Raw genomic sequence first — 17576 nt, 5'->3', positions numbered from 1 at the left:
TGCTTATTATGAGCATCTCAACAATGGAGCTGATGATGAAATTATCCCGAGGACTACTGACAGGCATTCTGCTGACCGCCTCCCCGCTGGTTTTTGCCGCCCCTGACTCCTGCGAACGCGTCAAGAGTGATATTGAGCAGCGCATCATCAATAACGGCGTGCCGGAGGCCAACTTCACCCTGAGCATTGTGCCAAACGATCAGGCTGACCAACCGGATTCACAGGTCGTCGGACATTGCGCCAACGACACCCATAAAATTCTCTACACCCGAACCAGCAGTGGTAATGCCCCTGCCAGCACCACGCCTTCTCAGGAAGGTGCCAACGCCGAACCCCAATAATTCCGCCTGTTTTTTCCCCTCCGGCAACGGAGGGTTCCCCTCACTTTGATATGGATTAATAACCCCTACCCATTAAGGGGTAAAATTCATTTCTGTTTAGCATGTCTCTGATATCGATATAGAAAATATTATACAGCGATCTGTTTTGAAGGTGCGGCGTCTGCACAACGCCCTCCACACCGCGTTGATTAAAACAGAAAAAATGCGAATGGCTGTTCCCCGGACAAGGAAGCAACCAGGCCAGTTTTTGACATTAGCAAAGTGAGCAACCATGAAAATCACCACGCCTGAGGCCCTCATGAAGGCCAATATCAGCCGCCGTAGTCTGGTGAAATCATCCGCTATTGGCAGCCTTGCGCTTGCCAGTAGTGCTTTCACCCTTCCTTTCACCCGTATCGCCCGCGCCGCCGACGGCATGACGCCAGCGCCGGTCGAAGAAAAAGCGGTCTGGAGTTCCTGTACCGTCAACTGCGGAAGTCGCTGCCTGCTGCGTCTGCATGTTAAAGATGACACCGTTTACTGGGTTGAATCTGACACTACCGGCAACGATGAGTACGGAAACCACCAGGTTCGCGCCTGTCTGCGCGGTCGCTCAATACGTCGCCGCATGAACCATCCGGACCGTTTGAAATATCCAATGAAACGTGTTGGTAAACGCGGCGAAGGGAAATTTGAGCGTATCTCCTGGGATGAAGCGCTGGATACCATCGGCGACAACCTGAAGCGGATCCTGAAAGCGTATGGCAATGAGGCGGTTCACGTACTGTACGGCACCGGCGTCGACGGCGGCAACATTACCAACTCCAACGTCCCTTACCGTCTGATGAACTCCTGTGGTGGCTATCTTAGCCGTTATGGCAGTTACAGTACCGCGCAAATCAGCGCCGCCATGAGCTACATGTTTGGCAGTAACGATGGCAACAGCCCGGATGACATTGCCAACACGAAACTGGTGGTGATGTTTGGCAACAACCCAGCGGAAACCCGCATGAGTGGCGGCGGCGTCACTTATTATGTTGAACAGGCTCGCGAACGTTCAAATGCGCGAATGATAGTGATCGATCCACGCTATAACGACACCGCCGCCGGACGTGAAGACGAATGGCTGCCCATCCGCCCCGGTACGGATGGCGCACTGGCGGCTGCGATTGCCTGGGTGCTGATTACGGAAGATCTGGTCGATAAACCGTTCCTCGACAAATATTGCGTCGGCTACGATGAAACCACCCTGCCTGCCGACGCGCCGCGTAACGCGCATTACAAGGCCTATATCCTCGGTGAAGGCCCGGACGGCATTGCCAAAACACCGGAGTGGGCTTCTCATATCACCAGTATTCCGGCGGATAAAATCATTCAACTGGCGCGTGAAATTGGTTCGGCGAAGCCGGCCTATATTTGCCAGGGCTGGGGACCTCAGCGTCACTCCAACGGCGAGCAAACCGCGCGGGCGATCGCCATGCTGTCGGTGCTCACCGGTAACGTCGGTATCAACGGCGGCAACTCAGGCGTCCGTGAAGGCACCTGGGATCTCGGTGTGGAATGGTTTTCGATGCTTGATAACCCGGTGAAAACGCAAATCTCCGTCTTCACCTGGACCGACGCTATCGATCACGGCACCGAAATGACCGCCACACGCGACGGCGTACGAGGTAAAGATAAGCTGGATGTTCCCATCAAATTCATGTGGTGTTACGCCAGTAATACGCTGATTAACCAGCATGGCAATATCGCCCACACTCATGACGTGCTACAGGACGACAGCAAGTGCGAAATGATTGTCGGCATCGAACATTTCATGACGGCATCGGCGAAGTACTGCGACATTCTGCTGCCGGATTTAATGCCGACCGAGCAGGAAGACCTGATTTCTCACGAATCCGCCGGCAACATGGGCTATGTGATCCTCGGTCAGCCCGCGACTTCAGCGAAGTTTGAAAGAAAACCGATCTACTGGATGCTCAGTGAAATCGCCCGCCGACTCGGCCCGGACGTCTACCAGACATTCACCGAAGGACGCTCGCAGCATGAATGGGTGAAATACCTGCATGCGAAGACCAAAGAACGCAATCCAGAAATGCCGGATTACGAAGAGATGAAGCAAACCGGTATCTTCAAGAAAAAATGCCCGGAAGAACATTACGTCGCCTTCCGCGCCTTCCGTGAAGACCCCACTGCTAACCCGCTGAAAACGCCGTCAGGGAAAATTGAAATTTACTCTGCGCGACTGGCCACTATCGCCAATACCTGGGAACTGAAGCAGGATGAGATAATCCATCCTTTGCCCGCCTATGCACCCGGTTTTGACGGCTGGGACGATCCGATCCGCAAAACGTACCCGCTGCAGCTCACCGGATTCCATTACAAGGCGCGCACTCACTCCAGTTACGGCAACATTGATGTCCTGCAACAAGCTTGCCCACAGGAGATCTGGATTAACCCGATCGATGCCAGTGCGCGTGGGATTCAACACGGCGACACCGTCCGGGTGTTTAACAATAACGGTCAGATGCTGATCCCTGCCAAAGTGACCCCACGCATTCTGCCCGGCGTCACGGCCATCGGTCAGGGTGCGTGGCTCAAAGCCGACATGTTTGGTGATCAAATAGACCACGGCGGCTCCATTAACATCCTGACGTCGCACCGCCCTTCGCCGCTGGCCAAAGGCAATCCTTCGCACAGTAATCTTGTTCAGGTTGAAAAGGTCTAAGGAGTAACCGATGACAACTCAGTATGGATTTTTTATTGATTCCAGCCGTTGCACCGGGTGCAAAACCTGCGAACTGGCCTGCAAGGACTACAAAGATTTAACCCCGGACGTCAGCTTCCGCCGCATTTATGAATATGCGGGCGGAGACTGGCAGGAAGACAACGGCGTCTGGCACCAGAACGTGTTTGCCTATTATCTCTCTATTGCCTGTAACCACTGTGAAGATCCGGCCTGTACCAAGGTCTGTCCGAGCGGGGCGATGCACAAACGGGAAGACGGCTTTGTGGTGGTGGATGAAGATGTCTGCATCGGCTGTCGTTATTGCCATATGGCCTGTCCGTACGGCGCGCCGCAGTACAATGCCGCCAAAGGCCACATGACCAAATGCGACGGCTGTCATGACCGGGTGGCGGAAGGCAAGAAACCGATCTGTGTCGAGTCTTGTCCGCTGCGTGCGCTGGATTTCGGTCCTGTCGACGAACTGCGTCAGAAACACGGCGATCTGGCGGCGGTTGCTCCGCTGCCTGGCGCGCACTTTACGAAGCCAAGTATTGTGATCAAACCGAATGCCAACAGCCGCCCGACCGGGGATACCACCGGTTATCTGGCGAATCCGAAGGAGGTGTAAAATGGGAAATGGATGGCATGAATGGCCGCTGGTGCTGTTTACCGTACTCGGCCAGTGCGTCGTAGGCGCGCTGATTGTTAGTGGACTTGGCTGGTTGGCAATGAAAGACGATGCCGCCGCCCGGCAACGTCTGGTTCGCAGCATGTTTTTCCTCTGGCTGGTGATGGGGCTGGGATTCCTGGCGTCAATCATGCACCTGGGGTCGCCGATGCGGGCATTCAACTCCCTCAATCGCATTGGCGCATCCGGGTTGAGCAATGAAATTGCCGCTGGCTCCGTCTTTTTCGCCGTGGGTGGAATCTGGTGGCTGGTCGCCGTTCTGGGTAAAATGCCGCTCGCGCTGGGGAAATTCTGGCTGTTGGTCAGCATGGTACTGGGGATCGTCTTCGTCTGGGCGATGACCCGCGTTTACCTGATTGATACCGTGCCGACCTGGTATACTGGCTATACGACGCTGGCGTTCTTCTTGACGGCGTTGCTCAGCGGCCCGCTATTCGCAGCATTGCTGCTGCGGGCGTCCCGCGTCACCTTTAATGGTACCCTGTTTGCCAGTATCAGCGTGCTGGCCTTGCTGGTCAGCGTGGCGGTCATCGTCCTGCAGGGCATGTCGCTGGCAACCATTCACAGTTCGGTTCAGCAGGCTTCCGCGCTGGTGCCGGATTACGCCTCTCTGCAGGTATGGCGCATGGTGCTGGTCGCTGCCGGACTGGGCTGCTGGATCTGCCCGCTGGTACGCCGTAAAGAGCCGCATGTCGCCGGGTTGCTGTTGGGGCTGATCCTCGTGCTTGGCGGCGAAATCATTGGCCGCGGCCTGTTTTATGGCCTGCATATGACCGTCGGTATGGCGGTGGCAGGTTAACAAATCCGTGCGGGGAAACCCGCACTTTTCAGGATGTTTCAGATGACTGATTTTACTCAACGTGATGATTTTGCGATGACGGCACGCGTGCTGGGGGCGCTGTTTTACTACGCCCCCGACAGCGCCGAAGCCGCGCCTCTGGTGTCTGCGTTAACCGCTGATGACTGGCAGACACAATGGCCGCTGGCAGCGGAAACCCTGTCCCCGCTGGCAACGGACTTTATACGCGTCAGCGATGAGTCACTTCCCGAGGCATTCCAGCGCCTGTTCGTGGGACCCTACGCGTTACCGTCGCCGCCCTGGGGATCGGTCTGGCTAGATCGTGAAAATGTCCTGTTTGGCGAATCGACGCTGGCCCTGCGTCAGTGGATGCGCGACAACGGTATTCACGTCGAGACAGAGCAGAACGAACCCGAAGATCATTTCGGCTCGTTGTTACTGATGGCGGCGTGGCTGGCGGAAAGTGGCCGACACAGCGAATGCGAACAACTGCTGGCGTGGCATCTGTTCCCCTGGTCATTCCGCTTTCTCGACGTGTTCATTGAGAACGCCGGACATCCTTTTTATCAGGCGCTTGGTGAACTGGCCCGCCATACTCTGGCACAGTGGCAGTCTCAGTTATTGATGCCGATCGCGGAAAAAACGCTGTTCCGCTAACGTTTATAAGGCAGGTTTTTCCTGCCTTTTCTGATACCTGCATTATTTTTAATTGTTACAGCGTCACTTTTCATCAGCGTTTTTAAGACAATTCTTTACATACCCTGCTTATCCTTTACGGCATAAGGCCAAATCGCGTTTGGCGATTAATCGTCTGCGTATCTAATTCACCTTCCCGCTGGAATCCTTCCCACCCTGTTGCTATAGCTCAAAACACCCTGCCAAACCATGGCATAACAACATGCGACGATTTTTCGCCGCCATAACGCATGCAAACAGGGAGACACACTGCAATGCACACATCCACGTTAACCCGCGTGCTGGGCTTTAGTATTGCCATCATTCTGCTACTGGCGCTGCTGGTATGGGGAATTGGCATCGATACCCTCAAATCGCGTCAGGTTGATTTGCTTTATCTCGGTCAACAGCACCTGATTTTAGTCCTTACCTCGATGTTTTTTGCCCTGCTGGTCGGTATTCCAAGCGGTATTTTGCTTAGTCGCCCCGCCGCCCGCGGTATTGCCGAATATGTCATGCAGATTTTCAATATTGGCAATACTCTGCCCCCGCTGGCCGTTCTCGCGCTGGCGATGGTGATTATCGGCATTGGTGACATGCCTGCCATCGTTGCGCTGTTTCTGGCGTCGTTGCTGCCGATTGTGCGTAACACCTGGGCAGGATTGAGTTCTGTACCGTCGTCGCTGATTGAAGCGGCAAACGGCATCGGTATGACGAAATGGCAACGGTTGCGTCAGGTAGAAATCCCCAACGCCTGGCCGGTAATACTTTCCGGGATCCGCATTGCCACGGCGATCAACGTCGGTACTGCCCCGCTGGCGTTTCTGATTGGCGCCAGCAGCTACGGCGAACTGATTTTCCCTGGCATCTATCTTAACGACTTCCCGACATTGATTCTGGGAGCCACCGCCACCGCGCTATTCGCCCTGATCCTCGACAGTCTGCTCGCCTGGCTTGGGCGCGTCCTGAGCCCACATACGGCCTGATGGCAATGATAAGAACAAGGAGCGCTAAATGAATCTCAAGAAAAAATGGCTGGGATGGTTCGCCGCCGCGCTGTTCATCAGCACCCAGGCTCAGGCGGCCCCGATTATTCTCGCCACCAAAAGTTTTACCGAGCAGCACATTCTCTCGGCAATGACCGTTCAGTATCTGCAAAAAAAGGGATTTCAGGTTCAGCCGCAGACCAATATCGCCACAGTGATTTCGCGTAATGCAATGATCAATAAACAGATTGATATGACATGGGAATACACCGGCACTTCACTGATTATTTTCAACCACATCAATAAGCGAATGAGCCCGCAGGAGTCATACGACACGGTAAAACGCCTTGATGCCAAACTGGGACTGGTATGGCTGAAACCGGCAGATATGAACAACACCTACGCCTTCGCCATGCAGCGCAAACGTGCCGAAGCGGAGAACATCAACACCATGTCGGAGATGGTGGCGAAAATTGAACACATTCGCCAGACCGATCCCGATAGCAACTGGCTGCTGGGTCTCGACCTGGAATTTGCCGGACGTAGCGACGGAATGAAGCCGTTGCAGCAGGCTTACCAGATGGATCTCGACCGGCCGCAAATCCGCCAGATGGACCCCGGACTGGTTTACAACGCCATTCGTGATGGCTTTGTTGACGCCGGTCTCATCTACACCACTGACGGCCGTGTGAAAGGGTTTGATCTCAAAGTACTGGAGGATGATAAGGGCTTCTTCCCAAGTTACGCTGTCACGCCGGTGGTGCGTAAAGAGACGCTGGAAGCCCATCCGGGACTTGCTGAGGCGCTCAATACCCTCTCGGCCCAGTTGAACAATGACGTGATCAGTTCGCTGAATGCGAAGGTCGATATCGATCACCAGTCACCTCAGCAGGTTGCTCGTGAATTCCTGCAACAAAAGAACCTGCTGTAAGGAGCGCATATGGATACGATTCACTACATGATGGATAACGCGGGTTATCTGGCGATGCTCACCTATCAGCATCTGTGGCTAGTGGCGCTGGCGGTTGGGTTGGCGATTGTGATTGGCGTGCCGCTGGGGATCCTGATTGTCCGCCACAAATGGCTGGCAACGCCGGTGTTAAGCGTCGCGACGCTGCTGCTGACAATTCCCTCTATCGCCCTGTTCGGGTTGATGATCCCCCTGTTTTCGCTGATCGGTCACGGAATTGGCGCACTGCCCGCCATCACCGCCGTGTTTCTTTACTCGCTGCTGCCTATCGTGCGTAACACCCATACCGCGCTGGACAACCTCCCGCCGGGCTTACGCGAAGCGGGTCGCGGTATCGGCATGACCTTCTGGCAGCGCCTGCGTTGGGTGGAGATCCCGATGGCATTACCGGTGATTTTCGGCGGTATCCGCACCGCCGTGGTCATGAATATCGGCGTCATGGCAATTGCCGCGGTGATCGGCGCAGGCGGCCTGGGATTACTGTTACTGAACGGCATCGGCGGCAGCGACATTCGCATGCTGATTGCCGGCGCATTGATGATTTGTTTTTTAGCGATTGTGCTCGACTGGCTGTTACACCGCCTGCAAGTCGTTCTGACACCTAAGGGGATACGATAATGATAAAACTGGAAAACCTCACCAAACAATTTTCACAGAAAAAGGGTCAGCCGCTGAAGGCCGTCGATAACGTTAATCTGAACGTGCCGGAGGGAGAAATGTGTGTTCTGCTGGGGCCGTCGGGCTGCGGTAAGACCACCACCCTGAAGATGATTAACCGTCTGATTACCCCGAGCAGTGGCAACATCCTGATAAACGGTGAAAATACCAATGAGATGGATACCGTGACCCTGCGCCGTAATATTGGCTATGTGATCCAACAGATTGGCCTGTTTCCCAATATGACGATTGAAGAGAACATCACGGTCGTCCCCCGCATGCTGGGCTGGGACAAAGCCCGCTGTAAAAGCCGCGCCGAAGAATTAATGGAGATGGTGGCGATGGATGCCAAAAAGTTTCTGCATCGCTATCCGAAAGAAATGTCCGGCGGTCAGCAACAGCGTATTGGCGTGATTCGCGCCCTGGCGGCGGATCCGCCGGTCCTGCTGATGGACGAGCCGTTTGGCGCCGTCGACCCCATCAACCGCGAAGTGATCCAGAATCAGTTCCTTGAGATGCAACGTGCGCTAAAAAAAACCGTGATGCTGGTGAGTCATGATATCGATGAGGCGCTGAAACTTGGCGATCGCATTGCTGTGTTCCGTCAGGGACGGATTGTCCAGTGCGCCAGCCCCGATGAACTGCTGGCCAAACCGGCCAACGATTTTGTCGGTTCATTCGTCGGTCAGGACCGCACGCTTAAGCGTCTGCTGCTGGTTTCGGCGGGCGATGTGACCGATCAACAACCGACGCTGACTGCTCAGCCGTCCACATCGCTGAAGGAAGCCTTTGGCATTATGGATGACAACGATATTCGCGCCATTACGGTGGTGGATGGCGAAGGAAAACCACTGGGCTTTGTGAAACGTCGCGAGGCGCGCCAGGCCAGCGGCACCTGCGCAGATATCCTTCATCCCTTCCGCATTACCGGTAAAGCCGAAGATAACCTGCGGATTGTGCTCTCCAAACTGTATGAAAGTAATACCAGTTGGATGCCGATCGTTGACGAGGAAGGACGCTACAACGGTGAGATCTCACAGGATTACATCGCCGATTATCTCAGTTCCGGACGTACCCGCCGGGCGTTGAACATTCACGAAGAGTGAGGGTTTGTGAAATGACCGGGGAGTATCGTCTGCTCCCCGGTTTATTGAAGGCCTTGGTGTTTGCGTCTGTCCTGTCTGGGACGTTACGCCATGATTCTGTCGACCGACAGGACGCTACCCAGCATTGACAGGCGAATGTACTGTCCGAGTTCACGCTGCTCGGCACGCGGTAAATAAGGCAGTTCGCCAATCAGCGGTGCTGGCAGTTTTTTGCTCAGTACATCGATAATCTCTGCGTAATGTGCCAGACCCGGATTAATACGGTTAGCGACCCAACCGATCAGCGGTAAACCGTCATTGGCGATCGCCTGAGCCGTCAGCAGCGCATGGTTAATACAGCCTTCCTGAATACCGACCACCATCAACACCGGTAACTGCTCCTGCACCACCCATTCGGACAGTGGACGCAGATCGTTCATCAGGCTGCGCCAGCCACCCGTGCCTTCAACCACGACATGATCAACCTTTTCGCTCAGGCTAGCCAGCCCGTTAGAAAGCAAGGTGTAATTGATTGGGCCACTGTGGGCCACGCTACTTTCATCTTCGCTCAGGGCGATGGGGTTAACCGCCTCATAGGGTAATTCCAACGTCGACACGCTTTGCAGCACCAGCGCATCCCGGTTGCGCAACCCTTCGGGCGTCTCTTTGCTGCTTTTCGCAACCGGTTTATATCCTGCAACGCTTTTCCCCCCCGACGCTAACGCTTGTAGCAATGCGCGGGAAACAACCGTCTTCCCAACAGAAGTGTCTGTACCTGTAATAAAGAAACGCTTCAGCATCACCAACTCCACCGTTATGCTTCGAAAATATAAGCCAGGAAAATAATACAGTGGAGAAAGTCTAAGGTATGCCCGGTGGAATCAGCTTGAGTTAGCGCAATTTTTGGTAGAACAGTTAAAAAATGTTAACCCTGTAATAGACGAATCAACAAAGAACCATTATACATCGCGTCTTTTACCAGCGCGGCTCCCGCCATTGTTCCCTGATTAGAGAACTGTGTGCTCTCAACGACCATATTTTTGCTGTAGGCCGGTAGCGCCTGCTGGCGGATGCTGTCCGCAATCGCCGGAAACAACACGTCTGCAGCTTTACTGAGCGGCGATCCAATCAGGATTTTTTGCGGATTGAACAGATTGACCATAATGGCAAGGATACGGCCAACGTGGGTCCCCACGCCGCTGATAATGTCTTTTGCCAGCAAATCGCCCTGCAACGCCGCCTGACACAGCGAATCGACCGTCAACGGCTGGCCGTGAAGCGAAGAGCTCATGGATTGCGCCAGTCGCAGTTGCGCCAGCTCCAGCACACTCTCCACGCTGGCGATGGTTTCCAGACAGCCGTGGTTGCCGCAGTAGCAGCGTTTTCCGTAAGGATCGACCTGGGTGTGGCCAATCTCCACCAGGCTGCTGCTACCCGCATGCAGTAAATGACCGTCGGTAATCACCCCGGCGCCAACGTTATGATCGATGACCACCTGAATGACATCGCGCGCACCGCGGGACGCGCCAAACAGCGCCTCTGCCATCGTCCAGGCGCTGATATCATGCTGAATGTAGACCGACACGCCGGTGTGCTGTGCCAGCGTATCACCGAGCGGCATCTCTTTCACATCGGCATAAAACGGCATACGATGCACGATCCCATTCTCGGTATCGATAATGCCGGGTAAGGTAATGGCAATGGAAGTCAGACGTTCGAGCTTCTGCTGATGACGAATAAAAAACTGATCGACCAGCGTGACAATACGCGCCAGCAACGGCGTTTCATCGTTGAGCGGCAGTTCAAGACAGTCTTCTACGACCAGCTTGCTGCTGAGATCGCGCAGGGCGAGAAAGATTTCTCCACGACTGATGCGAAGGGACAGATAGTGCCAGGCTTCGGTTTCCACCACCAGCCCCACTGCCGGGCGTCCGCGACTCCCCGCTTCTTTAATTTCCAGTTCCTGGACCAGATGCGCTTCCAGCATTTCACGCACAATCTTCGTGATACTGGCGGGTGCCAGTTGCGCAAGACGCGAAAGATCAATACGCGATACCGGTCCCAGCTGATCAATCAGCCGATAAACGGCGCCCGCATTGGTCTGCTTTATTTGATCGATGTGCCCAGGCTGACTATCAGCAACCACCTCTGACTCCCTTTATTTTCGCGCTCCGAAATAATCTGTAGGCTATGGTGAAGCACTTCAATACACAACGTCAACTTTTTACTTAGCCGTGTGATTAACTGCACATTTTCAGCCGTTATTAAATTAATTTAAGCGTTCCTGACGGCCTGAATTAATTGCTGACGAAAGCGTAGCGCCGCCTGGCTTGGTTCATGATGCGCCGACCAGACCAGCCACATTTCCGAAACCGCATCGTCTTCCGCAATCGGTACCCAACACATCTCATTGAGCTGCACTTTTTTAAACGAGGCCGGAAGGATCGACACCCCTAATCCGGCAGCGACCAGCCCAATGATCGTCATTGCCTCACCGACCTCCTGGGTAATCACCGGCGTCAACTGGTAACGGCGCATCATGCCGAGAATATCGTCATAAAGACCCGTTCCGACGTGCGGGTCAAAGAAGACAAACGGCTCTTTCGCCAGTTCGGCCAGCGTCACCACCGGCTTTTGCGAAAGCGGGAAAACCCTGGGGATCATCGCCATCAGCGGTTCATGCAAAATCACCTCATGATGCAAGCTCTCTGGCAACGGGGTATTGCGCATCAGGCCCAGATCCAGCGCCCCTTCGCTCAACGGCGCCAGCTGTTCGCGGGTGTTCATCTCGCGGGTCTGCAAATGCATATCCGGGTATTTCTGGCGGAAAAGCGACAGGGTATCCGACACCGCGCGGATAAACGGTGCCGACGACGTAAAACCGATGCGCAACTCTCCGGCTTCCCCCTGATGCAGACGCTCCGCACGGGCGGCGGCATCATTGACCAAACCAAGGATCTGCCGACTGTCGGCGAGAAATTGCTTGCCAGCGGCGGTCAGGGCGACACTACGGTTAGTTCTCGCTAGCAGGCGAGCCCCGACCTGCTGCTCAAGCATCTGTATTTGCTGGCTCAGCGGTGGCTGCGAAATGTTCAGTCGGGTTGCGGCGCGCCCAAAATGCAGTTCTTCCGCCACGGCAACAAAGTAACGAAGGTGACGCAGTTCAATATTCATATTTTAAACGTATTATTTGAGACTATTAATATATTAGACAGAATAATGAGATTTTCCTACTCTACTCAACAAGGTTATGCCCGTCCCCTCAAAACACGGGTTTGTTGCGCAAGGATTTCCAGTGAGTCGTACTACTACTGTCAATGACGCGACGGCGAGCGATATTGACGACCAACGCATTTCTCAGCCGGTTCAGTTTATTCAACGCGGTACTTCTGCCTTTATGCGCGTCACGCTGGCGCTCTTTTCTGCCGGACTGGCGACTTTCGCCCTGCTGTACTGCGTCCAGCCTATTCTGCCGGTGTTGTCCCATGAGTTTGGCGTATCTCCCGCCAGCAGCAGTATTTCACTGTCGATCTCCACCGGAATGTTAGCCGTTGGTCTGCTGTTTACCGGTCCGCTTTCGGATGCCATCGGGCGCAAGCCGGTGATGGTGACCGCGTTGCTGCTCGCCTCCTGCTGTACGTTGCTCTCGACAATGATGACCAGCTGGCATGGCATTCTGGTGATGCGCGCGCTGATCGGCCTTTCACTCAGCGGCGTGGCGGCGGTCGGGATGACCTATCTGAGTGAGGAGATTCACCCCAGTTTTGTCGCATTTTCAATGGGGTTGTACATCAGCGGCAACTCGATTGGCGGGATGAGCGGACGTCTGATTAGCGGCGTGTTTACCGATTTCTTTAGCTGGCGTATTGCGCTGGCTGCTATTGGCTGCTTTGCGCTGGCATCAGCCCTGATGTTCTGGAAAATACTGCCAGAATCACGCCACTTCCGGCCCACGTCGCTGCGCCCCAAAACGCTGTTTATTAATTTCCGGATCCACTGGCGCGACCAGGGACTGCCGCTGCTGTTTGCCGAAGGTTTTCTGTTGATGGGGTCGTTCGTCACCCTGTTTAACTACATCGGCTATCGTCTGATGCTTTCACCGTGGGAACTCAGTCAGGCTGTGGTCGGTTTGCTTTCCGTCGCCTATCTGACCGGAACCTGGAGTTCACCGAAGGCTGGTTCGATGACGGTACGTTACGGGCGCGGTCCGGTGATGCTCTTTTCCACCGTCGTGATGCTGTTCGGTTTGTTAATGACGTTGTTCAGTTCGCTGTGGCTGATTTTCGCCGGAATGCTGCTCTTTTCAGCCGGATTCTTTGGCGCGCATTCGGTGGCCAGTAGCTGGATTGGGCCGCGTGCGCGTCGCGCCAAAGGCCAGGCCTCTTCGCTGTATCTGTTCAGCTATTATCTGGGGTCCAGTATCGCCGGTACGCTCGGCGGTGTGTTCTGGCATAACTATGGCTGGAACGGCGTTGGGGGATTTATCGCGATTATGCTGGTACTGGCTATTCTGGTCGGCACACGACTGCATCACCGTCTTCACGTCTAGTCTGAAAGAGAAGCCCGGGCTCACCGGGCTTCTCGCCTCTCAACCAACAGTGGTTACCACATTCCTAAGATTGATGAAAAGCCCATCAATTCTCTGACGGCATCCAGTGCCAGAAGAGCAAAGACAACCCAGTGGAGTGGATTCATTTTGCTGTGTGTGTTTATTGTTATTGAACGGGTACGATGTTCCCGTTGGCTACTATAAAAAAGGCTATCGATAAACATAACTACCCATTATGGTGGGGGAACTCACCCCGCCTGTTACGTCGAAGAGGTTACATGGACAACAAAAACTATCAACAACTTACCCGCACCTTCCTGCGTCTCTCTCGCTTCTCGCACCTCTCTGCCATCGCCAGTTGGGATATGTTCGCCATGATGCCACCCGGCGGCAGTGCGGCGCGGGGTGAAGCGCTGGCGGAACTGAGCGTTCTGGAACATCAAATCCTGACCGAACCGAAAGTGGCGCAATGGCTTGCCGCTGCCGCCCAGGAGGATCTCAATGATGTGGAGCAGGCCAATCTGCGGGAAATGACGCGTCTGCATACCCAGGCCGCGTTGTTACCGGAGTCGTTGGTGGAGGCCAAATCTCTCGCCGGCAGTCGCTGTGAACACGCCTGGCGCAGTCAGCGCCCCGCCAACGACTGGCAGGGATTCTCTGCGAATTTAAAAGAAGTCGTGAAACTGAGCCGCGAAGAGGCCAGACTGCGCGCCGACGTGAAAGGTTGTTCTCCCTATGACGCACTGCTGGACATTTACGAGCCGGACATGACCAGCGCACAGCTGGACGGCCTGTTTGCCGATCTCAAATCGTGGCTGCCGGATCTGCTCAACCGCGTGGTTGCCCGCCAGTCACAGCAGTCGCTGATTGCCCCTGTTGGCCCCTTCCCGACTGCCGTTCAGCGCGAACTGGGACTGGAGACAATGTCTGTACTCGGTTTCGATTTTAACGCCGGTCGCCTCGACATCAGCGCACATCCCTTCTGCGGCGGCGTGCCGGAAGATGTGCGCATCACGACGCGCTATGACGAAAACGAATTACTCAGCGCCCTGTTTGGCGTGATCCACGAAACCGGCCACGCCCGCTATGAGCAAAACCTGCCGCGTAACTGGCTGGGTCAGCCCGTCGCCCTTGCCCGCTCCACCGCGATCCACGAATCCCAGAGTCTGTTTTTTGAAATGCAGGTAGGACGCAGCAATGCATTTTTAAGGCGGCTGCTACCTGCCGTGAAGCGTCATTTTGGCGATCAGGCTGCCTTTGAAGAGCAAAATTTCATTGCCTGGAACCAGCGAGTGAAACCCGGTTTTATCCGCGTGGATGCGGATGAAGTCAGCTACCCGGCGCACGTCATCCTGCGCTATGAGATTGAGCGCGCATTGATCAATGGCGATATTGAGGTGGACGACATTCCGGCGCTGTGGGACGAAAAAATGCAGACCTGGCTGGGCCTGTCAACAAAAGGGAACTATCGCGACGGCTGCATGCAGGACATTCACTGGACGGACGGCGGGTTTGGTTACTTCCCTTCTTACACGCTGGGCGCGATGTATGCCGCACAGTTGTTCAGCGCCGCGAATCGCGCATTGCCGGATCTTAGTCAGCAGATTGCAGGCGGCGATTTCAGCGCCTTGTTTGACTGGCTGCAACAGAACATCTGGCAGCACGGCAGTCGCTTTACCACGGCGCAGTTGATTACTCAGGCTACCGGAGAAGCATTGAGCAGCCGTCATTTCCGCGCCCATCTTGAATCTCGCTATCTGTAAATCCCCTCGCCGGGCCGCTGCGCCCGGCGTTGTACATATCGTTACACGCCGAAACCAATGACTCACGGAAGCGCACAGCATCCAGCGATATAGTGATTTCAACGGCCCCGCAGTGGGGTTGAATGAAAAACCAAATCGAGGGTATGAGAATGAAAAAAGTATTAGCTCTGGTTGTTGCCGCTGCTATGGGTCTGTCTTCTGCGGCGTTTGCGGCTGACACTACATCAACTGCACCGGCTGCAGCGCCTGCTGCAAAAGCGGCGCCGGCCAAAACCACACATCATAAAAAACATCACAAAGCGACTACCGAGAAAGCGCCAGAACAAAAAGCGCAGGCCGCGAAAAAACACGTGAAAAAAGCCAAAGCCACGACTGAGCAAAAGGCCCCTGAACAGAAAGCTCAAGCCGCTAAAAAGCACACCAAAAAACACAGCCAGAAACCGGCCGCTAAACCTGCCGCTCAACCGGCTGCTTAAATCCTGACTGTGTAAACTGGCGCGAACCCTTGCGCCATTCTTCAACGGCGCTGAACGCTTTCCCGGTTTAGCGCCGTCCTTTTCGGAGGGTAACATGGTGCGCCGTTATCGCTTTGAGTTCATCCTTATCACGCTTATTTTATGTGCGCTCATAGCCGCCCGCTTTTATCTTTCCTGATCGTAGTACTCTGATTTTTCTCTCACTTTTACGCCGTTACGTCTATAGTAATTACTGAGGGTTCTCTTTTAATAATCATAATTACCCACACAGAGTGTGATATGCGTAAAACCGTTACTGTATTACTGGGTTCGTTGTGCTTTTCATCGGGTATTGCGCATGCGGATAAGCCTGACGCGGATACCGGGACCAGTGAAATCAAAACGTTATTTTTTGGTCAGGACGATCGCGCGCCGGTAAGCGATCCGACTCAATCGCCGTGGGATGCCATCGGACAACTGGAAACCGCCAGCGGTAACCTCTGCACCGCAACGCTCATCTCCCCACATCTGGCGCTCACTGCCGGACATTGCTTGTTAACGCCGCCAAAAGGGAAACCGGATAAAGCCGTCGTCCTGCGTTTTGTCTCGAAAAAAGGTCTCTGGCGTTATGAAATTCACGGTATTGAAGGCCGGGTGGATCCCGGTCTGGGAAAACGTCTGAAGCCCGATGGCGACGGCTGGATTGTGCCACCGGCAGCCGCGTCTTGGGACTTTGGCCTGATCGTTCTGCGCTATCCCCCTTCCGGCATCACGCCGTTACCGTTGTTTGAGGGCGATAAAGCGGCACTAACCGCCGCACTCAAAGAGGCCGGACGCAAGGTCACGCAGTCGGGGTATCCGGAAGATCATCTGGATACACTCTATTCTCATCAGGATTGTATCGTCACCGGCTGGGCGCAAAGTTCGGTGTTATCTCACCAGTGCGACACGCTGCCGGGCGACAGCGGTTCACCGCTGATGCTGAAAACCGAGGCGGGCTGGCAGTTAATCGGCGTTCAGAGTTCCGCCCCGGCGGCGAAAGATCGCTGGCGCGCAGATAACCGGGCGATCTCGGTGACGGGATTTCGGGAAAAACTGGATGCGCTGGCCGGGGAACAATAAGGCGCATTGTACTGCCCGCGAATCGCGGGCAGCGATACATCAGGCCAGTTTAATCATCACCATGCCAGCCAGCAGCAACACAACGCCGATCCAGCCTTTATGATTCAGACGTTGCCCGAACAGTATCCATCCGGCAGCCAGCGTCGCGGCGATACCAAATCCCCCCCACAGCGCGTAGGCAACGGACAGGTCAATGCCCTTTACCGCCTGTGAAAGCGCACTGAAGGCGGCGAGTACCGCGACCAGCGAGAGAATACCGTACAATTTCCGACGAAAGCCGTCAGAGAATTTTAAAAAGACGTTGGCGATAATTTCCAGCACGATCGCCATCCCTAACCAGGCGGCGTGAACCCATTCAAACTGTTGCATGGGTCACCTCTTTCGTTGACTGACGCGCCTTGCGGGTACCGGATTTGATCAACACGATCCCCACTACCAGCGTCGCCAGACCGGCAATTTTCATGACCGACAGCGGCTCATCAAATAACAACACGCTAAACAGCGTAATAAATAAAATACCGATCCCTTCCCACAATGCGTAAGCCACACCGAGGGCGATTTTTTTAACGGCAAAAGAGAGGAAAATATACGAGGCGGCGATCATCACCAGCATTAAAATAAACCAGCTGTTGTCATCGCTTACGCTTGCCCATTTCATCGACAATGTGCCGGTAATTTCAGCGGCAATCGCCAGACCTAATAAAATCCAGTAAAACATGGTGCTTCTCCTGCTTGAGAATATAATCCTGTGGGCTTGCACAACGCTGCAAACCAGAAAA

The 17576-nt window shown here is 54.6% G+C and carries 19 protein-coding genes and 1 pseudogene; 15 read left to right on the top strand and 5 right to left on the bottom strand.

Annotated elements, in window-relative coordinates:
* The first annotated feature begins 32 nt into the window (after positions 1–32).
* From HVZ37_RS10530 to HVZ37_RS23115, 10 genes and pseudogenes are all read left to right on the top strand, one after another.
* On the top strand, positions 33–341 hold the full coding sequence (locus tag HVZ37_RS10530) for a DUF1161 domain-containing protein (protein WP_080343316.1): 309 nt from the start codon (positions 33–35) through the stop codon (positions 339–341).
* A 271-nt stretch (positions 342–612) separates the two neighbouring features.
* Positions 613–3048 carry a selenate/tellurate reductase subunit YnfF gene (gene ynfF, locus HVZ37_RS10525; RefSeq protein ID WP_054177461.1) on the top strand — a complete coding sequence of 812 codons (2436 nt, stop codon included), beginning with the start codon at positions 613–615 and terminating at the stop codon, positions 3046–3048.
* Positions 3049–3058: 10 nt separating this feature from the next.
* Entirely contained in the window at positions 3059–3676 is a 618-nt protein-coding gene (gene dmsB, locus HVZ37_RS10520; protein WP_043000749.1) for a dimethylsulfoxide reductase iron-sulfur subunit DmsB, read from the top strand.
* 1 nt (position 3677) lies between these two features.
* Entirely contained in the window at positions 3678–4535 is an 858-nt protein-coding gene (locus HVZ37_RS10515) for a dimethyl sulfoxide reductase anchor subunit family protein (RefSeq protein WP_181628410.1), read from the top strand.
* Between the two features lie 42 nt (positions 4536–4577).
* Positions 4578–5192: a Tat proofreading chaperone DmsD gene (dmsD, locus tag HVZ37_RS10510; protein ID WP_181628409.1), complete on the top strand. Its 615-nt coding sequence runs from the start codon at positions 4578–4580 to the stop codon at positions 5190–5192.
* 293 nt (positions 5193–5485) lie between these two features.
* Entirely contained in the window at positions 5486–6196 is a 711-nt protein-coding gene (gene osmY / locus HVZ37_RS10505) for an osmoprotectant ABC transporter permease OsmY (protein ID WP_043000752.1), read from the top strand.
* Between the two features lie 28 nt (positions 6197–6224).
* The gene (gene osmX, locus HVZ37_RS10500; RefSeq protein ID WP_181628408.1) at positions 6225–7127 is read left to right on the top strand and encodes an osmoprotectant ABC transporter substrate-binding protein OsmX; all 903 of its coding nucleotides are present in this window, start codon (positions 6225–6227) and stop codon (positions 7125–7127) included.
* A gap of 9 nt (positions 7128–7136) precedes the next feature.
* The gene (gene osmW, locus HVZ37_RS10495) at positions 7137–7784 is read left to right on the top strand and encodes an osmoprotectant ABC transporter permease OsmW (protein WP_043000754.1); all 648 of its coding nucleotides are present in this window, start codon (positions 7137–7139) and stop codon (positions 7782–7784) included.
* Complete coding sequence (gene osmV / locus HVZ37_RS10490) at positions 7784–8929, top strand: osmoprotectant ABC transporter ATP-binding protein OsmV (RefSeq protein ID WP_043000755.1); 1146 nt, start codon at positions 7784–7786, stop codon at positions 8927–8929. Before osmW ends, osmV begins: the two co-directional genes overlap by 1 nt.
* Positions 8926–9057, top strand: a pseudogene (locus tag HVZ37_RS23115) (hypothetical protein); the annotation flags it as partial. The gene osmV and the pseudogene HVZ37_RS23115, both read left to right, overlap by 4 nt.
* Here the strand turns inward: HVZ37_RS23115 and bioD are convergent.
* The 3 genes from bioD to HVZ37_RS10475 all read right to left on the bottom strand — a co-directional run bounded on the left by bioD (position 9013) and on the right by HVZ37_RS10475 (position 12082).
* Complete coding sequence (bioD, locus tag HVZ37_RS10485) at positions 9013–9708, bottom strand: dethiobiotin synthase (protein WP_043000756.1); 696 nt, start codon at positions 9706–9708, stop codon at positions 9013–9015. The pseudogene HVZ37_RS23115 and the gene bioD sit on opposite strands and share 45 nt — an antisense overlap.
* 125 nt (positions 9709–9833) lie before the next feature.
* A complete protein-coding gene (gene mlc, locus HVZ37_RS10480) occupies positions 9834–11054 on the bottom strand; it encodes a sugar metabolism global transcriptional regulator Mlc (RefSeq protein WP_181628407.1) in 1221 nt (406 codons plus the stop codon).
* 128 nt (positions 11055–11182) lie between these two features.
* The gene (locus HVZ37_RS10475; RefSeq protein WP_044254605.1) at positions 11183–12082 is read right to left on the bottom strand and encodes a LysR family transcriptional regulator; all 900 of its coding nucleotides are present in this window, start codon (positions 12080–12082) and stop codon (positions 11183–11185) included.
* A gap of 121 nt (positions 12083–12203) precedes the next feature.
* Here HVZ37_RS10475 and HVZ37_RS10470 point away from each other — a divergent pair, with 121 nt between their 5' ends.
* From HVZ37_RS10470 to HVZ37_RS10450, 5 genes are all read left to right on the top strand, one after another.
* Entirely contained in the window at positions 12204–13457 is a 1254-nt protein-coding gene (locus tag HVZ37_RS10470) for an MFS transporter (protein WP_043000759.1), read from the top strand.
* Between the two features lie 278 nt (positions 13458–13735).
* Positions 13736–15220 (top strand): carboxypeptidase M32, encoded by a 1485-nt coding sequence (locus tag HVZ37_RS10465; protein WP_156595261.1) that lies wholly within the window; start codon positions 13736–13738, stop codon positions 15218–15220.
* 149 nt (positions 15221–15369) lie between these two features.
* Positions 15370–15696: an acid resistance repetitive basic protein Asr gene (gene asr, locus HVZ37_RS10460; protein ID WP_043000761.1), complete on the top strand. Its 327-nt coding sequence runs from the start codon at positions 15370–15372 to the stop codon at positions 15694–15696.
* A 94-nt stretch (positions 15697–15790) separates the two neighbouring features.
* Positions 15791–15874 (top strand): hypothetical protein, encoded by an 84-nt coding sequence (locus tag HVZ37_RS10455; protein ID WP_099434124.1) that lies wholly within the window; start codon positions 15791–15793, stop codon positions 15872–15874.
* A gap of 101 nt (positions 15875–15975) precedes the next feature.
* Entirely contained in the window at positions 15976–16797 is an 822-nt protein-coding gene (locus tag HVZ37_RS10450) for a serine protease (RefSeq protein ID WP_044254610.1), read from the top strand.
* Positions 16798–16836: 39 nt separating this feature from the next.
* Here HVZ37_RS10450 and mdtI read toward each other — a convergent pair whose 3' ends face one another.
* Together mdtI and mdtJ are read right to left on the bottom strand one after the other, a co-directional pair.
* Positions 16837–17166 (bottom strand): multidrug/spermidine efflux SMR transporter subunit MdtI, encoded by a 330-nt coding sequence (gene mdtI / locus HVZ37_RS10445; protein WP_043000763.1) that lies wholly within the window; start codon positions 17164–17166, stop codon positions 16837–16839.
* The gene (mdtJ, locus tag HVZ37_RS10440; RefSeq protein ID WP_181628406.1) at positions 17153–17515 is read right to left on the bottom strand and encodes a multidrug/spermidine efflux SMR transporter subunit MdtJ; all 363 of its coding nucleotides are present in this window, start codon (positions 17513–17515) and stop codon (positions 17153–17155) included. The genes mdtI and mdtJ overlap by 14 nt, the downstream gene beginning before the upstream one ends.
* Positions 17516–17576 lie beyond the last annotated feature (61 nt).

This window comes from Citrobacter sp. RHB35-C17 (genome assembly GCF_013816795.1).
GTDB lineage: Bacteria > Pseudomonadota > Gammaproteobacteria > Enterobacterales > Enterobacteriaceae > Citrobacter_A > Citrobacter_A amalonaticus.
This window is presented reverse-complemented; position numbering and strand designations above follow the sequence as displayed.

Bases quoted from the DNA above. Each gene is read 5' to 3' on its own strand.
- HVZ37_RS10515 (WP_181628410.1), top strand. From the start codon at position 3,678: ATGGGAAATGGATGGCATGAATGGCCGCTGGTGCTGTTTACCGTACTC.
- ynfF (WP_054177461.1), top strand. From the start codon at position 613: ATGAAAATCACCACGCCTGAGGCCCTCATGAAGGCCAATATCAGCCGC.
- dmsD (WP_181628409.1), top strand. From the start codon at position 4,578: ATGACTGATTTTACTCAACGTGATGATTTTGCGATGACGGCACGCGTG.
- mdtJ (WP_181628406.1), bottom strand. From the start codon at position 17,515: ATGTTTTACTGGATTTTATTAGGTCTGGCGATTGCCGCTGAAATTACC.
- osmY (WP_043000752.1), top strand. From the start codon at position 5,486: ATGCACACATCCACGTTAACCCGCGTGCTGGGCTTTAGTATTGCCATC.
- HVZ37_RS10455 (WP_099434124.1), top strand. From the start codon at position 15,791: ATGGTGCGCCGTTATCGCTTTGAGTTCATCCTTATCACGCTTATTTTA.
- HVZ37_RS10465 (WP_156595261.1), top strand. From the start codon at position 13,736: ATGGACAACAAAAACTATCAACAACTTACCCGCACCTTCCTGCGTCTC.
- osmX (WP_181628408.1), top strand. From the start codon at position 6,225: ATGAATCTCAAGAAAAAATGGCTGGGATGGTTCGCCGCCGCGCTGTTC.
- HVZ37_RS10530 (WP_080343316.1), top strand. From the start codon at position 33: ATGATGAAATTATCCCGAGGACTACTGACAGGCATTCTGCTGACCGCC.
- HVZ37_RS10475 (WP_044254605.1), bottom strand. From the start codon at position 12,082: ATGAATATTGAACTGCGTCACCTTCGTTACTTTGTTGCCGTGGCGGAA.
- bioD (WP_043000756.1), bottom strand. From the start codon at position 9,708: ATGCTGAAGCGTTTCTTTATTACAGGTACAGACACTTCTGTTGGGAAG.
- asr (WP_043000761.1), top strand. From the start codon at position 15,370: ATGAAAAAAGTATTAGCTCTGGTTGTTGCCGCTGCTATGGGTCTGTCT.
- osmV (WP_043000755.1), top strand. From the start codon at position 7,784: ATGATAAAACTGGAAAACCTCACCAAACAATTTTCACAGAAAAAGGGT.
- mdtI (WP_043000763.1), bottom strand. From the start codon at position 17,166: ATGCAACAGTTTGAATGGGTTCACGCCGCCTGGTTAGGGATGGCGATC.
- osmW (WP_043000754.1), top strand. From the start codon at position 7,137: ATGGATACGATTCACTACATGATGGATAACGCGGGTTATCTGGCGATG.
- HVZ37_RS10450 (WP_044254610.1), top strand. From the start codon at position 15,976: ATGCGTAAAACCGTTACTGTATTACTGGGTTCGTTGTGCTTTTCATCG.
- dmsB (WP_043000749.1), top strand. From the start codon at position 3,059: ATGACAACTCAGTATGGATTTTTTATTGATTCCAGCCGTTGCACCGGG.